The organism is Streptomyces durocortorensis, assembly GCF_031760065.1.
Classification (GTDB): Bacteria; Actinomycetota; Actinomycetes; order Streptomycetales; family Streptomycetaceae; genus Streptomyces.
This window is the reverse complement of the sequence record NZ_CP134500.1, coordinates 6,629,777-6,648,013: the sequence shown is the minus strand read 5'-3', so window position 1 is coordinate 6,648,013 and position 18,237 is coordinate 6,629,777. Positions and strand designations below refer to the sequence as shown.

11 protein-coding genes are annotated in these 18,237 nt (G+C 71.8%); 6 read left to right on the top strand and 5 right to left on the bottom strand.

Features of this window, described 5'->3' with window-relative positions:
* Positions 1-19: 19 nt before the first annotated feature.
* Complete coding sequence (locus tag RI138_RS29335; protein ID WP_311122309.1) at positions 20-1,135, bottom strand: WD40/YVTN/BNR-like repeat-containing protein; 1,116 nt, start codon at positions 1,133-1,135, stop codon at positions 20-22.
* Between the two features lie 227 nt (positions 1,136-1,362).
* Here RI138_RS29335 and RI138_RS29330 point away from each other — a divergent pair, with 227 nt between their 5' ends.
* From RI138_RS29330 to RI138_RS29315, 4 genes are all read left to right on the top strand, one after another.
* The gene (locus RI138_RS29330; RefSeq protein WP_311122308.1) at positions 1,363-1,779 is read left to right on the top strand and encodes a spore wall synthesis regulator SsgD; all 417 of its coding nucleotides are present in this window, start codon (positions 1,363-1,365) and stop codon (positions 1,777-1,779) included.
* Positions 1,780-2,006: 227 nt separating this feature from the next.
* A complete protein-coding gene (locus RI138_RS29325) occupies positions 2,007-3,659 on the top strand; it encodes an ABC-F family ATP-binding cassette domain-containing protein (RefSeq protein WP_311122307.1) in 1,653 nt (550 codons plus the stop codon).
* A gap of 78 nt (positions 3,660-3,737) precedes the next feature.
* Entirely contained in the window at positions 3,738-6,023 is a 2,286-nt protein-coding gene (locus tag RI138_RS29320) for an excinuclease ABC subunit UvrA (RefSeq protein ID WP_311122306.1), read from the top strand.
* A gap of 160 nt (positions 6,024-6,183) precedes the next feature.
* Complete coding sequence (locus RI138_RS29315) at positions 6,184-7,158, top strand: acyl-ACP desaturase (RefSeq protein ID WP_311122305.1); 975 nt, start codon at positions 6,184-6,186, stop codon at positions 7,156-7,158.
* Positions 7,159-7,193: 35 nt separating this feature from the next.
* Here the strand turns inward: RI138_RS29315 and RI138_RS29310 are convergent, their stop codons facing one another.
* The 4 genes from RI138_RS29310 to RI138_RS29295 form a co-directional block, all read right to left on the bottom strand.
* A complete protein-coding gene (locus RI138_RS29310; protein WP_311122304.1) occupies positions 7,194-10,643 on the bottom strand; it encodes a hypothetical protein in 3,450 nt (1,149 codons plus the stop codon).
* A gap of 108 nt (positions 10,644-10,751) precedes the next feature.
* Positions 10,752-11,006 carry a WhiB family transcriptional regulator gene (locus RI138_RS29305; protein WP_096629414.1) on the bottom strand — a complete coding sequence of 85 codons (255 nt, stop codon included), beginning with the start codon at positions 11,004-11,006 and terminating at the stop codon, positions 10,752-10,754.
* Between the two features lie 83 nt (positions 11,007-11,089).
* Positions 11,090-11,884, bottom strand: coding sequence for a VOC family protein (locus RI138_RS29300; RefSeq protein ID WP_311122303.1), 795 nt, complete (start codon positions 11,882-11,884; stop codon positions 11,090-11,092).
* Between the two features lie 256 nt (positions 11,885-12,140).
* Positions 12,141-13,214: a multicopper oxidase domain-containing protein gene (locus RI138_RS29295; protein ID WP_311122302.1), complete on the bottom strand. Its 1,074-nt coding sequence runs from the start codon at positions 13,212-13,214 to the stop codon at positions 12,141-12,143.
* Between the two features lie 273 nt (positions 13,215-13,487).
* Here RI138_RS29295 and RI138_RS29290 point away from each other — a divergent pair, with 273 nt between their 5' ends.
* Together RI138_RS29290 and RI138_RS29285 are read left to right on the top strand one after the other, a co-directional pair.
* A complete protein-coding gene (locus RI138_RS29290; RefSeq protein ID WP_311122301.1) occupies positions 13,488-15,992 on the top strand; it encodes a ThuA domain-containing protein in 2,505 nt (834 codons plus the stop codon).
* Positions 15,989-18,226: an OmpL47-type beta-barrel domain-containing protein gene (locus RI138_RS29285; RefSeq protein ID WP_398863974.1), complete on the top strand. Its 2,238-nt coding sequence runs from the start codon at positions 15,989-15,991 to the stop codon at positions 18,224-18,226. Before RI138_RS29290 ends, RI138_RS29285 begins: the two co-directional genes overlap by 4 nt.
* Positions 18,227-18,237: the final 11 nt, after the last annotated feature.

Below are 18,237 nucleotides of genomic sequence, written 5' to 3'. Positions count from 1 at the left end.
AGCGGGCCTCCGCGATGTCCTAGAAGCCCAGCCGGGCCACCCGCCCCTTCTCGCCCGACGCCCAGCAGCCCAGGTCGGGCGCGCAGTCGACCGTGTCGTACGAACCGGTGTCGACGGTGCGCCAGGTGCGCCCCGCGTCCAGCGTGAGGTCGGTGCCGGTCGGGCCGACGGCGAGGGCGGCGGAGCGGGTGTACGGCAGCCAGGTGACGCCGGAGCGGTAGGCGGGCGGCGGGGCGGCGGACTGCCGCCAGGTGCGGCCGCCGTCGCCGGTGACGGCCGCGGCCCGCGGGGACGCCTGGTCGGGGCGGTAGTCCCCGCCCACCGCGATGCCGTGCGCCCGGTCGCGGAAGGCGACGGCGAAGACGCCGCGGGCCGGGTCGCCCGCCGGGAGGGTCGACGCGCTCGCCGTCCAGGTCCGGCCCCGGTCGCGGGAGTGCAGCACCCGCGCGGTCGCCGCTCCCCCGGTGGTCAGCCAGACGTCCTTGGCGCCGGAGCTGGCCAGGCACTGGCCGCTCGCGGCGAAACCGGCTTCGCCCGGCAGGGCGTCGGGCATCCCCGCATCGGGCAGGACCCGCCAGGAGCGGCCGCCGTCCGCCGTGGACAGGACCCGGAACTTCCCGTCCACCGGGTCGCCCGCGACGAGGCCGTGGCGGCTGTCGAAGAAGGTCAGGCAGTTGTAGAAGGCGCGGGGCTCGGTGTTGCGGAAGGACTCCGTCCAGGTGGCGCCCCCGTCGTCGGTGCGCAGGACCCTGGAGGCCTCGCCCTCGCCGATGGCCAGGGCGACGGCCCTGCGGGCGTCGAACGCCTCGATGTCCCGGAACTCCAACTCCCCCGCCCCCGGCGGCGATACGTCGCGCCAGTGCCGTCCGCCGTCGCCGGTGCGCAGGATCGTGCCCTGTGATCCGGCGACCCAGGCGGTGGAGCGGCTGACCGCGGCGAGCCCGCGGAAGCGGGCCTCGGTGCCGGTGGCGGTGAGCTTCCAGCCGGGCAGTGATCCGGTGGTCGCGGCCGCCTCCCCCCGTACGGTTGCCCCGGCCGGTGCCGCGTGTGCGCCCGGTGCGACCAGCGCGGCGGCCAGTGCGACGCCGCCGGTCACCAGTGCCATCAGCCGTCTCGTGTTCCCCATGGCCTTCATGGCGCTGGAAGCTAGCCCACGGGCCCGGGCCCGTCCAGGGTGCGTCGCCGTGCAGCGGGCAGGAGTGCGGGGGTGCGGAGGGCCGACGCGCTGGGGCCGGGCGGGCCGGTGGGCGCGGCGGTGGCCGGTGACGCAGCTCACGCCGCACGCCGGTGCACGGATCGTGGAGTTCCGTCGTCTACTCCAGTGCCGGGAAGCGTTCACCCAGCAGCAAGAGGGAGCAGGTCTTGTCCAGCGTTATCGAGCAGTCCGTGCAGGCCCGCATGGTCGCGTCCGCGCCGCGGATGGAGACCCTGCCCGCCACTCTGCAGTACGACCGCCAGTACCCCTTCGCCGTACGCATGGCGTTCCCGGCCCCGGCGACCCTGGAGGGCACCGAGGTGTCCTGGGAGTTCTCCCGCGAGCTGCTGACCACCGGGGTCGACTCCCCCGCCGGTGAGGGTGATGTACGGGTGCGGCCGTTCGGCTACGAGCGGACGGTGCTGGAGTTCCACGCCCCTGAGGGCATCGCGATGGTGCATGTGCGCACCGACGAACTGCGGCGCTTCCTGCTGCGGGCCCAGGAGCTGGTGCCGGTGGGCGAGGAACACCGTTACCTGGAGCTGGACCGGGGTCTGGCCGACCTGCTGGGCGGCTCCTGCTGACGCCCTCCGTGCCGGACCGGCCGTAAATCCGGTTGCCGGGCCCGCGCCCCGGCCCTACCTTCGAGATGTCCCTGGTGTCGTCGATCGGAGTAGGACGTTGCTGATCTGAGGTCCTGTGCACACCGTGCAGCGCCCGCCGCGCCTCGCCGTGGCCCGGAGCGCCCGTGTGCGATCTCAGCTTCTCCAGCCTTCCTTCACCCCTTCCTCGACGTACCCGGGAGCTCCGCATGCCTGCGACCGATACCCACATCAGCTGTACCTCCCTCTCCTTCTCCTGGCCGGACGGCACCGAGGTCTTCCGGGACTTCGACCTGGCCGTCGGTCCCGGCCGCACGGGGCTGATCGGGCTCAACGGCTGCGGCAAGTCCACCCTGTTGCGGCTCATCGCGGGTGAACTCGCCCCGCTCGACGGCCGGATCACCACCCGGGGCGGGCTCGGCCATCTGCCGCAGTCGGTGACGTCGGACACCGCCCTGCGGGTCGATCAGGTGCTCGGCATCGCGCAGCGGCGGGCGGCACTGGACGCCGTGGAGTCGGGCGATGCCCGCGAGGAGCACTTCGCGGTGATCGGTGACGACTGGGACGTGGAGGAGCGGGCCCGGGCCACGCTGGACGGGCTCGGCCTGGGGTCCGTCGGGCTGGACCGCACCATCGGCGAGCTGTCCGGCGGCGAGTGCGTCCTGCTGAGGCTGGCCGCGCTGCTGCTGGCCCGCCCCGGGGTGCTGCTGCTCGACGAGCCGACGAACAACCTGGACGCGTACGCCCGGCGGCGGCTGTACGACGCGGTCGACGCCTGGACCGGTGCGCTGCTCGTGGTCAGCCACGACCGGGAACTGCTGGAGCGGGTCGACCGGATCGCCGACCTTCGTGAGGGGGTGGTGACCTGGTACGGCGGGAACCTCTCGGCGTACGAGGCGGCGCTCGCCGTCGAGCAGGAGGCCGCGCAGCGCACGGTGCGGGCCGCCGAGTCGGACGTCCAGCGCCAGAAGCGTGAACTGGCCGAAGCTCACATGAAGTTGGCCCGCCGCAGACGCTACGGCCAGAAGATGTGGGACACCAAGCGGGAGCCCAAGGTGGTGATGGGGCAGCGCAAGCGGTCCGCCCAGGAGTCGGCGGGCAAGCACCGCATCCTGCACACCGAACGCCTCGCGGCGGCCCGGGAGCGGCTCGACGAGGCGGAGCTCGCGGTACGGGAGGACGAGGAGATCCGGGTCGAGCTGCCGCGGACCCGGGTGCACCCGGGCAGCGAGGTGCTGCTGCTGCGGGAGCCGGCGCCGCCCTACGGTCCGCCGCTGCGGGGCGAGTTGACGGTGCGGGGACCCGAGCGGATCGCACTGACCGGGCGCAACGGCGCGGGCAAGACGGCGCTGCTCCGGACGATCGCGGGTGAGCTGGCGCCGCTGTCCGGCGAGGCGAGCGCACTCGTCGAGACGGGGTTCCTCCCGCAGCGGCTGGATGTCCTGGATGACGCGGTGTCGGTGGCACGCAACGTGGCGCGGGCGGCCCCGGGCAGCACCGAGAACGCGGTCCGGGCGCGGCTGGCGCGGTTCCTGTTCAAGGGGGCGGCGGCGGACCGCCCGGCGGGGACGCTGTCGGGCGGGGAGCGCTTCCGGGCGACGCTGGCGACGCTGCTGCTGGCCGATCCGGCGCCCCGGCTGCTGCTGCTCGACGAGCCGACGAACAGCCTGGACCTGGCGAGCGTACGGCGGCTGACCGAGGCGCTGGGGGCGTACGAGGGGGCGCTGATCGTGGCGAGCCACGATGTGCCGTTCCTGGAGTCGATCGGGATCACCCGCTGGCTGCGGCTGGACGGTGAGCTGCGGGACACCACGCCGGAGGAGGTGCGGGCGGGCCGACCGGTGAGCGGCCACGGGCGGTGAGCGGCCACGGGTGATTCGCGGGAAGAGGGCGGGGAAAGGCGACAGAAGCTGTCGGGTATCCCGCCTAGCGTCGAGTGCATGGATCACATCACCGACCGCTCCCTCACTCTCACCGGAGCGCACGAGAACAATCTGCGCGATGTCTCCCTCACCCTGCCCAAGGGCCGGATCACCGTCTTCACGGGGGTGTCCGGCTCGGGGAAGTCCTCGGTCGTCTTCGACACGATCGCCGTGGAGTCCCGGCGGCAGCTGAACGAGACCTTCACCTCGTTCCTGCGCAACCGGCTGCCGAAGTACGAGCGGCCACGGGCGGAGTCCATGGAGAATCTGTCCGTGGCCGTCGTCATCGACCAGAAGCCGTTGGGCGGCAACGTCCGCTCGACCGTGGGCACGGCGACGGACGTCTGGTCGGTGCTCCGGGTGCTGTTCTCCCGGTACGGCACCCCGAGCGCGGGCGGGGCGACCGCGTACTCCTTCAACGACCCGGCGGGGATGTGCCCGGAGTGCGACGGGGTGGGGCATGTGGTCCGGCTCGATCTGGACCGGGCGGTGGACTGGTCGAAGTCGCTGAACGAAGGGGCGCTGCTGCTGCCCGGACTCGGGGTCGGCAGCTGGGAGTGGAACCTGTACGGCGGGTCCGGGCGGTTCGACAACGACCTGCCGCTGCGGGAGTTCGGTGAGGAGGAACGGCAACTCCTGCTGTACGGCTCCGGGTTCACCGTGCGGGTCGATACGCGGACGGCTTCGGCGGAGATGCGGTTCGAGGGGGTGGTGACGCGGTTCGAGCGGCTCTACCTCAAGCGGGACACGGCATCGCTGTCGGAGAAGCGGCGTGCGGCGGCCGACCGGTTCACCGTCGAGCGGGTCTGCGGCTCCTGCGGCGGGGCGCGACTGAACACGGCGGCACTCGCCACCCGTGTCGACGGGCTCTCGCCGGCCGACTACGCGCGGATGGAGGTCTCCGATCTCGTCGGCGTGCTGGCGCGGATCGACGATCCGGTGGGCGGTCCGATCGCGGCGACGGCCCGCGAGCGGCTGGAGCGGCTCGTGGGGATCGGGCTCGGCTATCTCAGTCTGGACCGGGAGACGAGCACGCTCTCGGGCGGCGAGGGGCAGCGGCTCAAGATGGTGCGCCACCTGGGGAGTTCGCTGACGGGGCTGACCTTCGTCCTCGACGAGCCGAGCGTCGGGCTGCACCCCCGGGACGTCGGGCGGCTCGGTGATCTGCTGGTGCGGCTGCGCGACAAGGGCAACACGGTGCTGGTCGTCGAGCACGACCCGGATGTGATGGCGCTCGCGGACCACATCGTCGACATGGGCCCGCGAGCGGGTTCGGAGGGCGGGCACGTCGTCTTCGAGGGGCCGTTCGACCGGCTGCGCGAGTCGGACACGCTGACCGGCCGGTCCCTGCGCCGACGGATGCCGCTCAAAGGCGAGTTCCGCTCGCCCACCGGGCAACTCCCGGTCCGTGGAGCCGATCTGCACAACCTCAAGGGGCTGGACGTGTCGTTCCCGGCCGGGGTGCTGACCGTGGTGACCGGGGTGGCGGGTTCGGGCAAGTCGACGCTGGTGTCGGAGGTGTTCACGGCGGCCCACCCCGAGACGGTGGTCGTCGACCAGAGCGCGATCACCGCCTCGTCCCGCTCGACCCCCGCCTCGTACATCGGCGCACTGGACGCCATCCGCAAGGTCTTCGCCCGGGAGAACGGCGTCGACGCCGGGCTGTTCAGCTTCAACTCCGCCGGAGCCTGCCCGGGCTGCTCGGGGCGCGGGGAGATCTCCACCGACCTGGCGTTCATGGACCCGGTCACCACGACCTGCCGGGAGTGCGAGGGCCGCCGGTTCCACGACGACGTGCTGAAGTACCGGGTCGGCGGCCGGTCCATCGTCGATGTGCTGAAGATGACGGCGGCCCAGGCGGTCGGCGTGTTCGAGGACCGCGCGCTGCTGCGGAGACTGCGGACGCTCGACGAGGTCGGCCTCACCTACCTGACCCTCGGCCAGCCGCTGAGCACACTCTCCGGCGGCGAGCGCCAGCGGATCAAGCTCGCCACCCAGCTGCACCGCACCTCCAGCGTGTACGTCCTGGACGAGCCGACGACCGGGCTGCACCTGGCCGACACGGAGGCACTGGTGGATCTGCTGGACCGCCTGGTCGACGCGGGGAACACGGTGGTGTGCGTGGAGCACAGCCTGGAGGTGGTGAAGCGGGCGGACTGGGTGATCGATCTCGGTCCGGACGGCGGGAAGAGGGGCGGCGAGCTGGTCTTCGAGGGCACGCCGAGGGGGCTGCTGGCGGACCGCACCTCGGTTACCGCCGAGTATCTCCGCCGGGATCTGGGGCTGTCCGCAGAGCCCCACTGACCTGCGAGGGCCGCCACACCACCACCACGAGCTGGGCACATGACGGTACGTAGTCGGCCGCCAGCGGGTACGGGCTTGGCTTTGCCCTTACGGTCGCCTTAACCTACGGTCTCGTAACCTACGAAGCCGTAGGTAATTCTCCCGTCCCCAGGAGCTCCCCGTGACGATCACCTCTCCCCACCTCGGCAGTTCGAAGGCGTGGACCGACGCCCAACTGCTGTACGCGCTGGAAGAGGTGGTGGAGCAGGAACTGAACCGCCATCTCAAGGTCGCCAAGGACTGGATGCCGCACGAGTACGTCCCGTTCTCCGACGGACGCAACTTCCCCGGCGTCTTCGAGGACGGCGAGGCCTGGGCGCCGGACCAGTCCAAGGTCACGGACATCGGCAAGATCGCCCTCGTGGTGAACCTCCTCACCGAGGACAACCTCCCCAGCTACCACCACGAGATCGCCTCGCTCTTCGGCCGCGACGGCGCCTGGGGCACCTGGGTGCACCGCTGGACCGCCGAGGAGGGGCGCCACGGCATCGTGATGCGCGACTACCTGCTCACCTCGCGCGCCGTGGACCCGGACAAGCTGGAGCAGTTCCGCATGGCGCACATGGCGGAGGGCTTCGAGTCGGACAACCGGCACTCGATGCTGCACTCCGTCGCGTACGTAGCCTTCCAGGAGCTGGCCACCCGCGTCTCGCACCGCAACACCGGCCACCAGTCCGGCGACCCGGTGTGCGACCGGATGCTGGCCCGGATCGCGACCGACGAGAACCTCCACATGGTCTTCTACCGCAACCTCCTGCGCTCCGCCTTCGAACTGGCCCCGGACCTCACCATGCAGGCCGTGCGCGACGTCGTCGTCAACTTCCGGATGCCCGGCCACGGCATGCCCGGATTCGAGCGGGCCGCCGCGCAGATGGCGATCGGCGAGATCTACAACATGCGCATCCACCACGACGACGTGATCCAGCCGGTGCTTCGCTACCTGAAGGTCATGGAGATCGACGGGCTCGGCCCGGAGGGCATGCAGGCGCAGGAGGAGCTCGGCCTGTACATGGGCGGTCTCGACAGCGAGGCCGCGAAGTTCGACGAGAGGCTCGCCGCCCGCAAGGCCCGGATGGTGGCGCGCGGCCGCGCCTGATCCGGGCCCTGGTCCGGCGGCCGGTCCGGCCCTCGCTACTCCTGGGCGGTGACCTCCGCGTACGCCACATCGCGCACATCACCCGAGGGGTGCTGGCGGAGCATCCGCAGCTGGGTGCGCCAGGGGCCGGTCCACCCGGTTCGCCGGCCGCCCGCCACGGTCAGCTCGGCGGCGAACAGGCCCTCGGCCGGGTCCCCCGTCCCCGCCAGCCGTGCGACGACGACCAGCAGCGTGTCCGGGTCGCCGGTCTCCGTCCCCGGGCGACCGGCGATCCCGAGGGGGTGCCCTGCCGGCGGGCCCGGCGTGATCGGCAAGACACCCCCCGGGCCCGCGACCCGGCGGCCGACGGTGAGCGCGGTCCTGGCGGCGAGCGCCGGGCGGCCGGTGTGCAGGGCGGCCAGCCGGACCAGGTAGGTGTGCAGCGTGTCCGGGTCCGCCTCCAGGTCCAGTGAGCGCGCGAGCAGCGACACGGCGTCCGGCACCAGGTCGCGGTGGGCGGCCAGGGTCCGGCCCGCCTCACCGAGCACCGCCGCACCCTGCCGGTCGTGCGTGCCCGTCCGCCGCGCCAGCGCCCCGGTCAGATGGCCGAGCCGCTGCCGGGCGGGCCGGTCGCGCTCCGCTCCCGCGTCGTCCGCCGTCTCCCCGGTGGCCAGCCGCCCCAGCGCGCGGTTCAGGGCCACGGCCGCCTCCGGGGTGGTCAGGGCGGCCTCCACGAGGGCGTCGGCGGCCGAGCGCCACCGGCCGCGCCGGTCCAGCTCGGTGACCGTGTCCATCAGCACCGCCGCGGCGTGCGGGGCCCAGGGCAGCCAGGGCACCAGCGCCCCGTGGGCCAGGGCGGCCAGGGCGTCGTCCTCCGCGTCGCACACCTGCTGGACCAGCCGGGCGTAACGCGGCCGGTGGGCCGGGTCCAGCTCAAGGGGGTGCGCCCGCAGCACCGCGACGCGCAGGGCGCGCCCTTCCCCGGTGGCGCTCTCCATCACCTCCCACATCCGTGCCTCGCCGAGCAGCGGCGTACCGGAGGTCACACAGGCGGCCCGCACGTCCTGGTGCTGGTCCGGCTGCCCGTACGCCTCGGCGAGCAGCGCGGCCGCCCCGGCGCGGGGCAGCAGAGCCGCGGCGAGGCGGACCATCTCCTTGCGGCCGGTGACCTTGCCGGTGCCGGGGGCCGTACGGGCGGCGAGCAGCCCGGCCAGCCGGGAGGGCCGGGCGAACGTGGCGGCCCGGCTCGCCGCGTACACCGCGACCCGCGCCCGGTCGTCGCCGGTGTGGGCGAGCAGGTCGGGCAGCGTGTCGGCGGGCCGGTCGGTGTACGCGAGAGCGGCCAGCGCGGCTTCCGCGAGCACCACGTCCGGGGCGTCCGTCCAGGCCCGTACGGCGTCGGCGCCCCGCCCGGGGACCTGGGCGAGCTCCCACAGGGCGGTGGCCCGTGCGTACAGCGGCAGCTTCTCGTCCGACGCCGTACGCTCCAGCGCGCGCTGCGCCGCACGCTGCTGACGGGGCGTCCAGCGCTCCGCCCCGGCGATGCCGACGGTCCAGGGTGTGCCGGGGCGCAGGAACCGGCCGACGGGCGGCGTCCCGTCGAGATACCCGTCGAGCAGATCGGTCCGACGGTGGGTCAGGACACGCTGCACGTCGGGGAGTGCGGCGGCCGACGGGTCCCTGGCCAGCAGCTGTCCGACCCGGGCGTCCCGGTCGGCCGGTGCCCGGAGCCAGAGGGCGGCCGCGCTCCGGGCCGTCGGTTCACCGCCGTGGTTCACGGCCTGCCACAGCAGCTCCTGAAGGCCGGGCATGCCCTCCGCACGGCGGCCGACGGCCCGGGCGAGGGCGAGCACGAGGCCGTAGTCGGAGCGTTCGGCGCCCGCTTCCAGCCAGGGCCGCAACGCGTCGAACACCGTGTGCTCCTGACCCCGGCGCAAGGCCCGGTCCAGGCGGCCGAGGTCGGCGCTGCCGCTGTTGCCGGTGATCCGGACCAGGGTGCGCAGCGCCCAATTGACCAGGGCGCGCTGTCCGGTGACCGCGTGCTCGCGCAGCACGGCGAGAGCCAGGGAGCTGAGCGTGGCGCGGGTCCAGGTGGACGAGTCGCGCGCCTCGACGGCGTCGGCGGCGATGCGGTCGAGCAGCGGTTCCACGGCGTCGGTGAAGAGCACGGGCTTCACGCAGAGCAGAGCCTTCATGGCGTACTGGCGGACGAGGTCCTGTTCGTTGCGCAGCCGCAGCAGGTCTTCCAGAACGGTGGCGACGGGGGACGGATCGCCGGTGCGGCCCGCGTTGCGGACGAGCAGCGACCAGGCCTCGCCGCGGTCGTCGGCGGCGGGACGGCGAGTGGCGGCGAGAAGACGTTCCCGCGTCTCGGCGAAGGGCAGATAGGACTCGGCGGTGAGGACGGCGAGGTCGTTCGCGCCCCGGGTCCGTGCCCGGTCGGCCAGTCGCCGGGCCACTTCGGTGACCCGGGTACGGGGCAGGGCGTCGAGAAGCTCGGTGTCGACGACGGCCACCGGCGTTCCCTCGCCCCGGCCTTCGGTGACTGCCTCGTGGAGGGCGGCGCGGCGGCCGGGCGGCAGGGCGAGCAGCAGCCGGGGCAGCCGGCCGGCCGGGGCCGTCGCGCTGCGGCCCAGTTCGACGAGGAGGGCGTCGGGCAGGGTGCGGACCAGCCGGCGCAGCAGGGTCCCGCTGAGCACCCGGGGCGGCAGCGCGCAGCTGTCGGGCCGCAGGAGGAGGCGGGCGAAGCGGGCCGGGTCGGCGGCGACGAGGTGTCCGAGGCGGCTGTGCAGCGACACGGGAAGCCGGGTGGGGCCGTGCCGTTCGAGGAGGTCGAGCACCCGGTGCGGGAGGGCGGGTGTCGCCGCGGCGACGCCCCGGTCGTATGCGTACCGCTGCCACCAGGCGTCGCGCCCGGCCGGGGGCAGGCCGGTCAGCTCGCGTTCGGCGGCGTCCAGAAGCGCTCCGGGGTGGCGGCGGCCGAGCGAGGTCCAGCACGTCACCGAGCGCCACAGGTCGGGCAGCAGCTCCACCACGGTCCCGGCCGGGCAGCCGGGCAGCAGACGGGCCGCCTCCATGTCGCCCCAGGTCTCGCGCACGGTCCGGATCAACCGGTCGGCGAGCGCCGTACGCCCGTCGGCCACGATCGCCTCCACCAGCCGACGGCGTACGACGGCGGGGGCGTCGGCGAAGGCGGTCTCGTACGCCGCGTCCGGTACCCCGAGGTGCCGTGCCTCACGGAAGGCGTGGCCACGGACCACGGCGTCCTCGTCGGCGAGGTGCGCTCCGCACCACTCGGCGTCCCGGCCGACGGCGGCGGCGACCGACGCGATCCGGCGCTCGTAGGGGTCACCGTCCTCCAGCTCCGCCAGGACCCCGCGCAGCCGTCCCTCGTCGGCCAGCCGCCGGGCCCGCACCGCGAGTTCACGCATGCGCTGCGGGTGGGGCAGCGGGTCCAGAGCGTCGAGGAGGGCGGCGGCGAGGGCGAGCGGCTGTGCGTGGGTCATCCGCAGATTGTGCCGCGCCGACCCTCGAACACCCCAGGGGTTTACGGTGAGTGAGGGCGGTGGTGCGAGGGGCTGCCGGGGTTCTGCGACGCGGAGTGCGGGAGCCGTTCAGTCCTGGTCGCGTCCTTCTCTGCGGAGCCGCTCGCGCTCCTTCTCGGAGAGCCCGCCCCAGACACCGAACCGTTCGTCGTTGGCCAGTGCGTAGTCCAGGCACGCCAGACGTCCTTCGCAGGCGTTGCACAGTTGCTTGGCCTCGCGCGTCGAGCTGCCCGGGGCCGGGAAGAAGAACTCGGGCCCGGCCTGCGCGCACAACGCGGTCTCCTGCCAGGCGAGCGCGTCGTCGGTCACGGTGTTGATCAGCATGTGCCCACGGTGTCCCGCGCCGATAAACGACTGATCAACGATTCATCAATCCACAAACCCACGGCCGGGGGCCGGAGCTGCGGCTACTGCCTCGGTTCGGGCTTCATCACGGCGAAGACCGCTCCGTACGGGTCGGCGACGTTGGCCAGCTTGCCGACGCCGGGGACCTCCATCGCCGCCAGTGTCTCCGTGCCGCCGAGCCGCTTCGCCTCGGCCACGACGGCGTCGACATCGGCCACGTCGAAATACGGCAGCCAGTGGGAGCCGCGCGCGGCCTCGGAGGGGACGTCCCCCATCCTGACGAGACCGCCGAAAGACGCCTCCGGGCCGGCGCTCGCCGGGTGGACCGTGGTGTAGGTGTAGTCGGTGCCCTCCACCTTCATCTCGTCGGTCCGCCAGCCGAGGACACGGTTGAAGAAGGTGGCCGCCGCCGGGACGTCCGGGGTGTAGAGCTCGGCCCAGAGGAACGAGCCGGGCTCCTGGACGACGCCGAAACCACGGTGCTCCTTCGGCTGCCACACCCCGAAATACGCTCCGGCCGGGTCGGTGAAGCCGCCCATGCGGCCGTAGTCGAGGACGTCCATCACCTCGAACGCGGCGCTCCCGCCCGCCTTGGTGATCGCCGCGGCGGTGGCGTCGACATCGGGCGACTGGAACGAGACCGACCAGGCACTGGGCGCCTCGTCCTCGGAGACCGTCATCACCCCGCCGACGTACCGGTCGTCCAGGGTGAACATGCCGTAGCCCCCGACCTCGGGGCCGCCGGGGATCAGGCCCCAACCGAAAAGGTCCCGGTAGAAGGCGGCGGCCCCGTCGAGGTCGGGAGTGCCGAGATCGACCCAGTTGGGTGCTCCGTCGTGGAAGGTCGGGCTGGTCATGGCATGTTCCTCCGTCGATCCGCGATCCGGTCGGTCCCGCTCGTCGTGCTGTGGCTCCTGGGTGCTTCCTCTCCCGTCGAGTCTGGCACCGGGCACTGACAACCGCAGTCCGCACAGGGCCGACCGGGCTGCGGGTCCACACCCCTCCCCGCGTATACGGTGTGGCACAGCGTAGGGATGGAGGGTCCCCCGGTGCGAAGGGTTGCGCCGGTGCGTCGCGACCCCGCCTCCAAGACCCGGCCCGGCCTGCGGCCCGTCAGTGCTGGTGCTCGGCCGCGCCTGCCTCCGCCGTACGGCTCGTCTCCTCCGTGCTGCTCTTCTCCTCCGTGCTGCTCGTCTCCTCCGTGCTGCTCCTCTTTTCCGTGCCGCCCGTCGCATGGTGCGGTTCGTAGCCCGGGATCGTGCCGTCCGGCTTCTTGATCAGCAGCAGCCCCGCCATCCCCATGTCGGAGTGACTCTGCACATGGCAGTGGTACATCCAGGCGCCCGCGCCCACGCGTTCGCCCGCGATGATCTGGAGGCCGAAGGAGTCGGCGGGGCCGCAGATCTTGTTGTCGATGACCCGGCTGGGGTCGTCGGGGCCGGTGAGGATGCCGGTCCGGTTGTCCGCCCAGCGGTGACCGTGGATGTGGAAGGTGTGGTAGTACTCGCCGTGCGTGATCATCACGAATTCGAGCCGGTCACCCACCGTGGCCTCGAAGTTGACGCTGTTGTGGGCCGTCTTGTTGTTGATCGTCATGTCGTTGAAGACGATCGTGAACGTCTTGTCGGGCAGGATGTCGCCCTTGCGGCGCACGACGACCGGCCCGTAGAGCCCCCTGCGGATGCCGCCGGTGCCGTGGTCCGTGCCGACGACGTGGTCGTGGTAGTGCCAGTAGCCCGCGCTGCCCGGCTCGTAGGTGCCGTCCTTACGGCGGCCCGGGGCGTGCGTGCGCCAGGTGTACGTACGGGTGCCGCCGGGTTCGACGTGGCTCTTGTTCATCCGGGTGCCGTCGTTGGCGATGTCGTAGTCGACGCCGTGGACGTGGAGGCTGGCGTCGACGTCAGTGAGGTTCTCGAACTCGATGTGCATGGTGTCGCCCTCGTTCAGCTCGATGAGGGGGCCGGGCACCGAGGCCTTGCCCTTCTCGAAGCCGTAGCCGAGCTGACCGTCCGCCAACTTCTCGGCGTACATCCTCAGTCGGCGCACCACACCTCCGGCCGGAGCGGTGCGCGGCGGGTTCTCGGCGGAGCTTGCATTCACCGCGCCGAGCGACAACGATGTCACCCCCGTCGCCGCCGCGGCCGCGCCACCGACCAGCATCCGTCGGCCGAAGGTCCGTCGGTCCATGTCGAACTCCCCACTGCGATAAGGAAACTGGCGTCACCGCGGAGACGTCAGGGGGGCTCCGGAGATCCCCGGATCGGGCCACACCGTAGCCGGGACCATCCGGTTTATCCACACCCAGGACAAAGTTCGTGCCATTGCTGCCATAGCTATTGGCGGACCGCGAAAAGGGGTCTAGCTTCGTGCGCTGTCGCAGTGAACCAAGAGGCAGTGACGAAGAGTGAGCGACCCACAGTCACCGAGAGGTGCAGTGACCACAGAGGGGTGGGTGACCACATGCAGCGCGCACCGCATCACCGGTCCAGATCACGACGCGGCCTCGCGGCGGCCCTGGCGGCCGGCGCACTGACCGTGTCGCTGCTGAGCGGCGGGGGCCCGGCCAGCGCGGGTACCTCGCCCGACCGGGACCTGGTCGAGAGGATGGCGACAACGTTGTCTCTGCCATCCCCGCCGGGGGCGACGAACCAGGTCAAAGTGCTGGCCTTCCACGCCTCGGCGGGCGACGAGGCCCCGTACACGGACGCGGGGATAGCGGCGATCGAGAAGATCGGGCAGACCGGCCCGGAGGCCGGGCGGTTCACCGTAGTGGCCACCGCCGACCCCAAGGTCTTCACCAACGGGAAGCGGCTCGGCTCGTTCCACGCCGTCGTCTTCCTCACCGGTGGCGGCGACGTCCTCGACCCGGAGCAGGAGGCGGGCCTGGAGGCGTACATGGAGGCGGGCGGCGGCTTTCTCGGCATCCATGACGCGGCGCGCACCGAGCCGTACTCGGACTGGTTCACCGGCCTGGTGGGTGCCCGTCCGGCGGCCGGCAGCCCGACGGCGGTGCAGCGGGCGACCGTTGAGATCGGCGACCGGGTCCACCCGGCCACCAAGAACCTGCCGCTGGAGTGGAAGCGCCCCGACAAGTGGCTGAACTGGACGAAGAATCCGTCAGGTGACGTCCACACCGTGGCGCGGGTGCGGGAGTTGACGTACCGGCCGGGCGCGAGCGCCAACGGCTGGGACCACCCGGTCTCCTGGTGCCGGGACTACGACGGCGGCCGGTCCTTCTACACGGCGATGGGCGGTACGGCGGACAGCTTCACGGAGACCGACTTCCGCGACCATCTGCGCGGAGCGCTCGCCTGGACGAACCGGACCTCGCAGGCCGACTGCAAGGCGACCATCACGTCCAACTACACCGCCGAACGGCTCACCAAGCCCAACCAGCCGGGCCGGAACGACCAGATCGGCGAGCCGCACGGTCTGGTGACCGCGCCGGACGGGAAGGTCTTCTACATCGGGCGCGGCGGGGCCGACAGCTCCAGTCCGGTCGTCATCGACTGGAACGACCCGGACATCGGCAAGGGCAAGGGGGAGATCCACGTCTACGACCCGAGGACCGGGAAGGTCACCCTGGCGGGTGCGCTGGACGTCTTCGGCAACAAGGGCGGCGGCGGCGAACTGGTGAAGGTCGAGGAGGGGTTGCTCGGGATCGAGCTCGACCCGGACTTCGCGTCCAACGGATGGGTGTACCTGCACTACACTCCGCACGCGAAGATCGACCGCGACAGGCGGTTGGCGACCCGTCAGGTATCCCGCTTCACCTACGAATCGGCGTCCGGGACGCTGGACCTGGCCTCCGAGAAGGTGCTGCTCGGCTGGCCGGTGCAGATCCACAGCTGCTGCCACGCGGGCGGCGGCATGGCGTGGGACTCGAAGGACAACCTGTACATCGCGACCGGTGATAACAACTCCTCAGGTTTCAGCGGTGGTTACTCCGGAAACAACCCGGAGCCGAACTACAAGGGCATCGCCTTCGCCGACGCGCGGCGGACCTCGGGCAACACCAACAACCTCAACGGCAAGATCCTGCGTATCCACCCGGAGGACGACGGGACGTACACCCTGCCCGAGGGCAACCTCTTCACCGGGCAGGAGCCGGACGAGGGCGGCGGGAAGACCCGGGGCGAGATCTACGTGATGGGCGTGCGCAACCCGGCCCGGATCTCGGTCGACCCCGCGACGGACACGCTGTACGCGGGCTGGGTCGGCCCCGACGCGGGTGCGCCGAGCACCACCTGGGGTCCGGCGAAGTACGACACGTTCGCCGCGATCACCGAAGCGGGCAACCACGGCTGGCCGTACTGCATGGGCAACAACCAGCCCTACCGGGACCGGAATCTGCCCGACCCGAGCCGGCCGCTGGGCTGGTACGACTGCGACGCCCCCAGGAACGAGTCACCGCACAACGACGGGCTGGTCAAGCTGCCGCCGGTCACCCCGAACACCATCTGGTACTCGCCGCAGGGCGGCGGGGTGGACTACCCGCGCGACGAGAACGGCGTACCGAGCTACAGGACGGAGGAGGGCGAGGAGTTGCTGCCCTGGCTGAAGGGCGGCGGGCAGGCCACGATGAACGGCCCGGTCTACCGCTTCGACGCGCGGAGCGAGTCCACCGCCAAGTGGCCCGCGTACTGGGACGGCAAGTGGTTCGTCGGTGACTTCTACGACGGCACCCAGCCCCGGCACGCCGTCATCACCGACCCGAAGACCGTCGGCAGGGGCGGACTGCCCGTGCACGCCGAGTCGTTGAAGAAGATCATCCCGGTCGGGGCGGACGGCATCCGCAATCTGATGGACTGGAAGTTCGCACCGGACGGTTCGCTGTACGTCCTGGACTACGGGCGCGGCTTCTTCACCTCCGACTCCAAGTCCGCGCTGTGGCGCGTGGCGTACAAGGGTGGCGGCGCGACTCCGGCCGCCGAGGACCTCGTCGGGAAGGCGGCAGCGCAGTGAGACATTCCATGCTCCCCGCACGGCGGCGGCATCGGCCGACCGGTTTCCGGGTGGCCCTGCTGGCCTCTCTCCTGATGGTCCTCGGGCTGACCTCGACGGCCGCGTACGGCCGGGAGGACGACCGCCCCTCGGCCGCGGCCGCCGACCAGGTCCTGACGTGGACGGCCGGCGATCCGATCGACCGCTATCTGACCGCACCCAGGACGGCGGTGGCGGGCAGGGCGACCATCGTCTTCGAGAACAGCACGGCGACCGGAAACACGACGAGCATGCCGCACACACTGACGTTCGGCGTGTCGGACCCCGAGTTCAACGACGACGTCCAGCTGAACATCCTGGCCAACCCGGGTGACGCCGAGGGCGGCAGGCACAGTGTGGAGGTCACGCTGTCGCCCGGCCGGTACTTCTACCACTGCACGATCCCCGGCCACGGCCGGATGCAGGGCATCCTGACCGTCACCGAGGGCAGCGGCGAGGACACCGAGACCCCCGAGACCTCGGCGAAGGTCGACGGCGACCGGAACGGTGACGGCGCGTACATCGGCCAGGCCACGGTCACCGTCGAGGCCACCGACGAGGGCTCCGGCGTCGACACCGTCGAGTACGCCCTCGGCGCGGAGGGCGAGTGGCAGCCGTACACCGCACCCGTCGTGGTGAACGAGGTCGGCGAGCACACCGTCCGCTACCGGGCCACCGACGGGGCGGGCAACACGGCGCCGGAGAAATCCGTGGACTTCACGGTCGCCGCGCCGCCGACGGACGACGAGACACCGCCGGAGACCTCGGCGACCGTCACGGGTGAGAAGGACGCGGCGGGCGCCTACCTGGGGATGGCCACGGTCACCGTGACCGCGTCCGACACCGGGTCCGGCGTCAACACCATCGAGTACGCGATCGGGGCCGACGGCGCGTGGCAGCCGTACACCGCACCGGTGATGGTCCACGAGCCGGGTGGGCACACCGTCCGCTACCGGGCCACCGACCGGTCGGGGAACGTGGCGGACGAGAAGACCGTCGGGTTCACCGTCGTGGAACCGCCGTCGCAGGACCGGACGGCTCCGGAGACCTCGGTGAAGGTCGAGGGCGACAAGAACTCCGACGGGGCGTTCATCACCAGCGCCAGGGCCACCGTCACCGCGACCGACGACGACTCGGGCGTGGAGAAGGTGGAGTACTCGCTGGACGGCGGTCCCTACCTCGCGTACACCGCTCCCGTGATCGTCGACCGGGTGGGCCACCACTCCATCTCCCACCGGGCGACGGACAGGGCGGGCAACACCTCCGAGGCGAAGAAGGTGTCGTTCACCGTCGCCCGGGGCGGCGGGGTCCCGGCGCCGAACTGCGCGGAGTTCGACGAGCGGCACACGGTCTTCGTCGGCACGGTCGACACGGGCGTCCCGAACCGGATCACCCGCAATCGCTGCACGATCAACGAACTGATCGAGGACGAGAAGGACTGGTCCTCCCACGCGCTGTTCCTCAAGCACGTGAAGTCGGTGCTCGACAGGCTGAAGACCGACGGCGTCATCGACCAGCGCGAGCGCAGGGCGATCAACCGGGCCGCCGAGCAGTCGGGCATCGGGAAGCCCGGCCAGGTCGAGGGGTACACCAAGCTCTTCGACGGTACGGCGGCCTCGCTCGCCAAATGGCAGCACGTGGGCGGCGGCGCGTTCGGGCTGAACGAGGAGGAGGCCTCCATCACCAGTTCCACGACCGTGGGCGGTATGGGCATGCTGTGGTTCCCGGCCCGGGCGTACGACGACTTCTCGCTGAAACTCCAGTGGCGGGACGACGCCCCGGGCTCGGGCAACGCGAACGGCGGAGTCTTCGTCCGCTTCCCGAAGGTCCACGACCACCCGGAGGAGTCACGTCCGGAGTGGGTCGCCATCAAGTACGGGCACGAGATCCAGGTCAACGACCGGCCGGACGGCGACATGTACAAGACCGGTTCGGTGTACGGCTTCGACCGGGTGGGTCTCGGCGGCGCCGGGGTCACGCCCAAGGGAACCTGGAACGACTACGAGATCAAGGTGGTCGACCAGCACTACGAGATCTACCGCAACGGCGTCCTGATCAACGAGTTCGACAACACTCGCGGTCAGCTCTTCGAGCCGCCGCGCGGTGACGACCCGGGCACCGACGGCCGGCGGTTCGCCTCCGGTCACATCGGGCTCCAGGTGCACGGAGTCACGGACGTCATCTCCTACCGCGACATCCGGATCAAGGAGCTGTAGGCCGGCGGAGG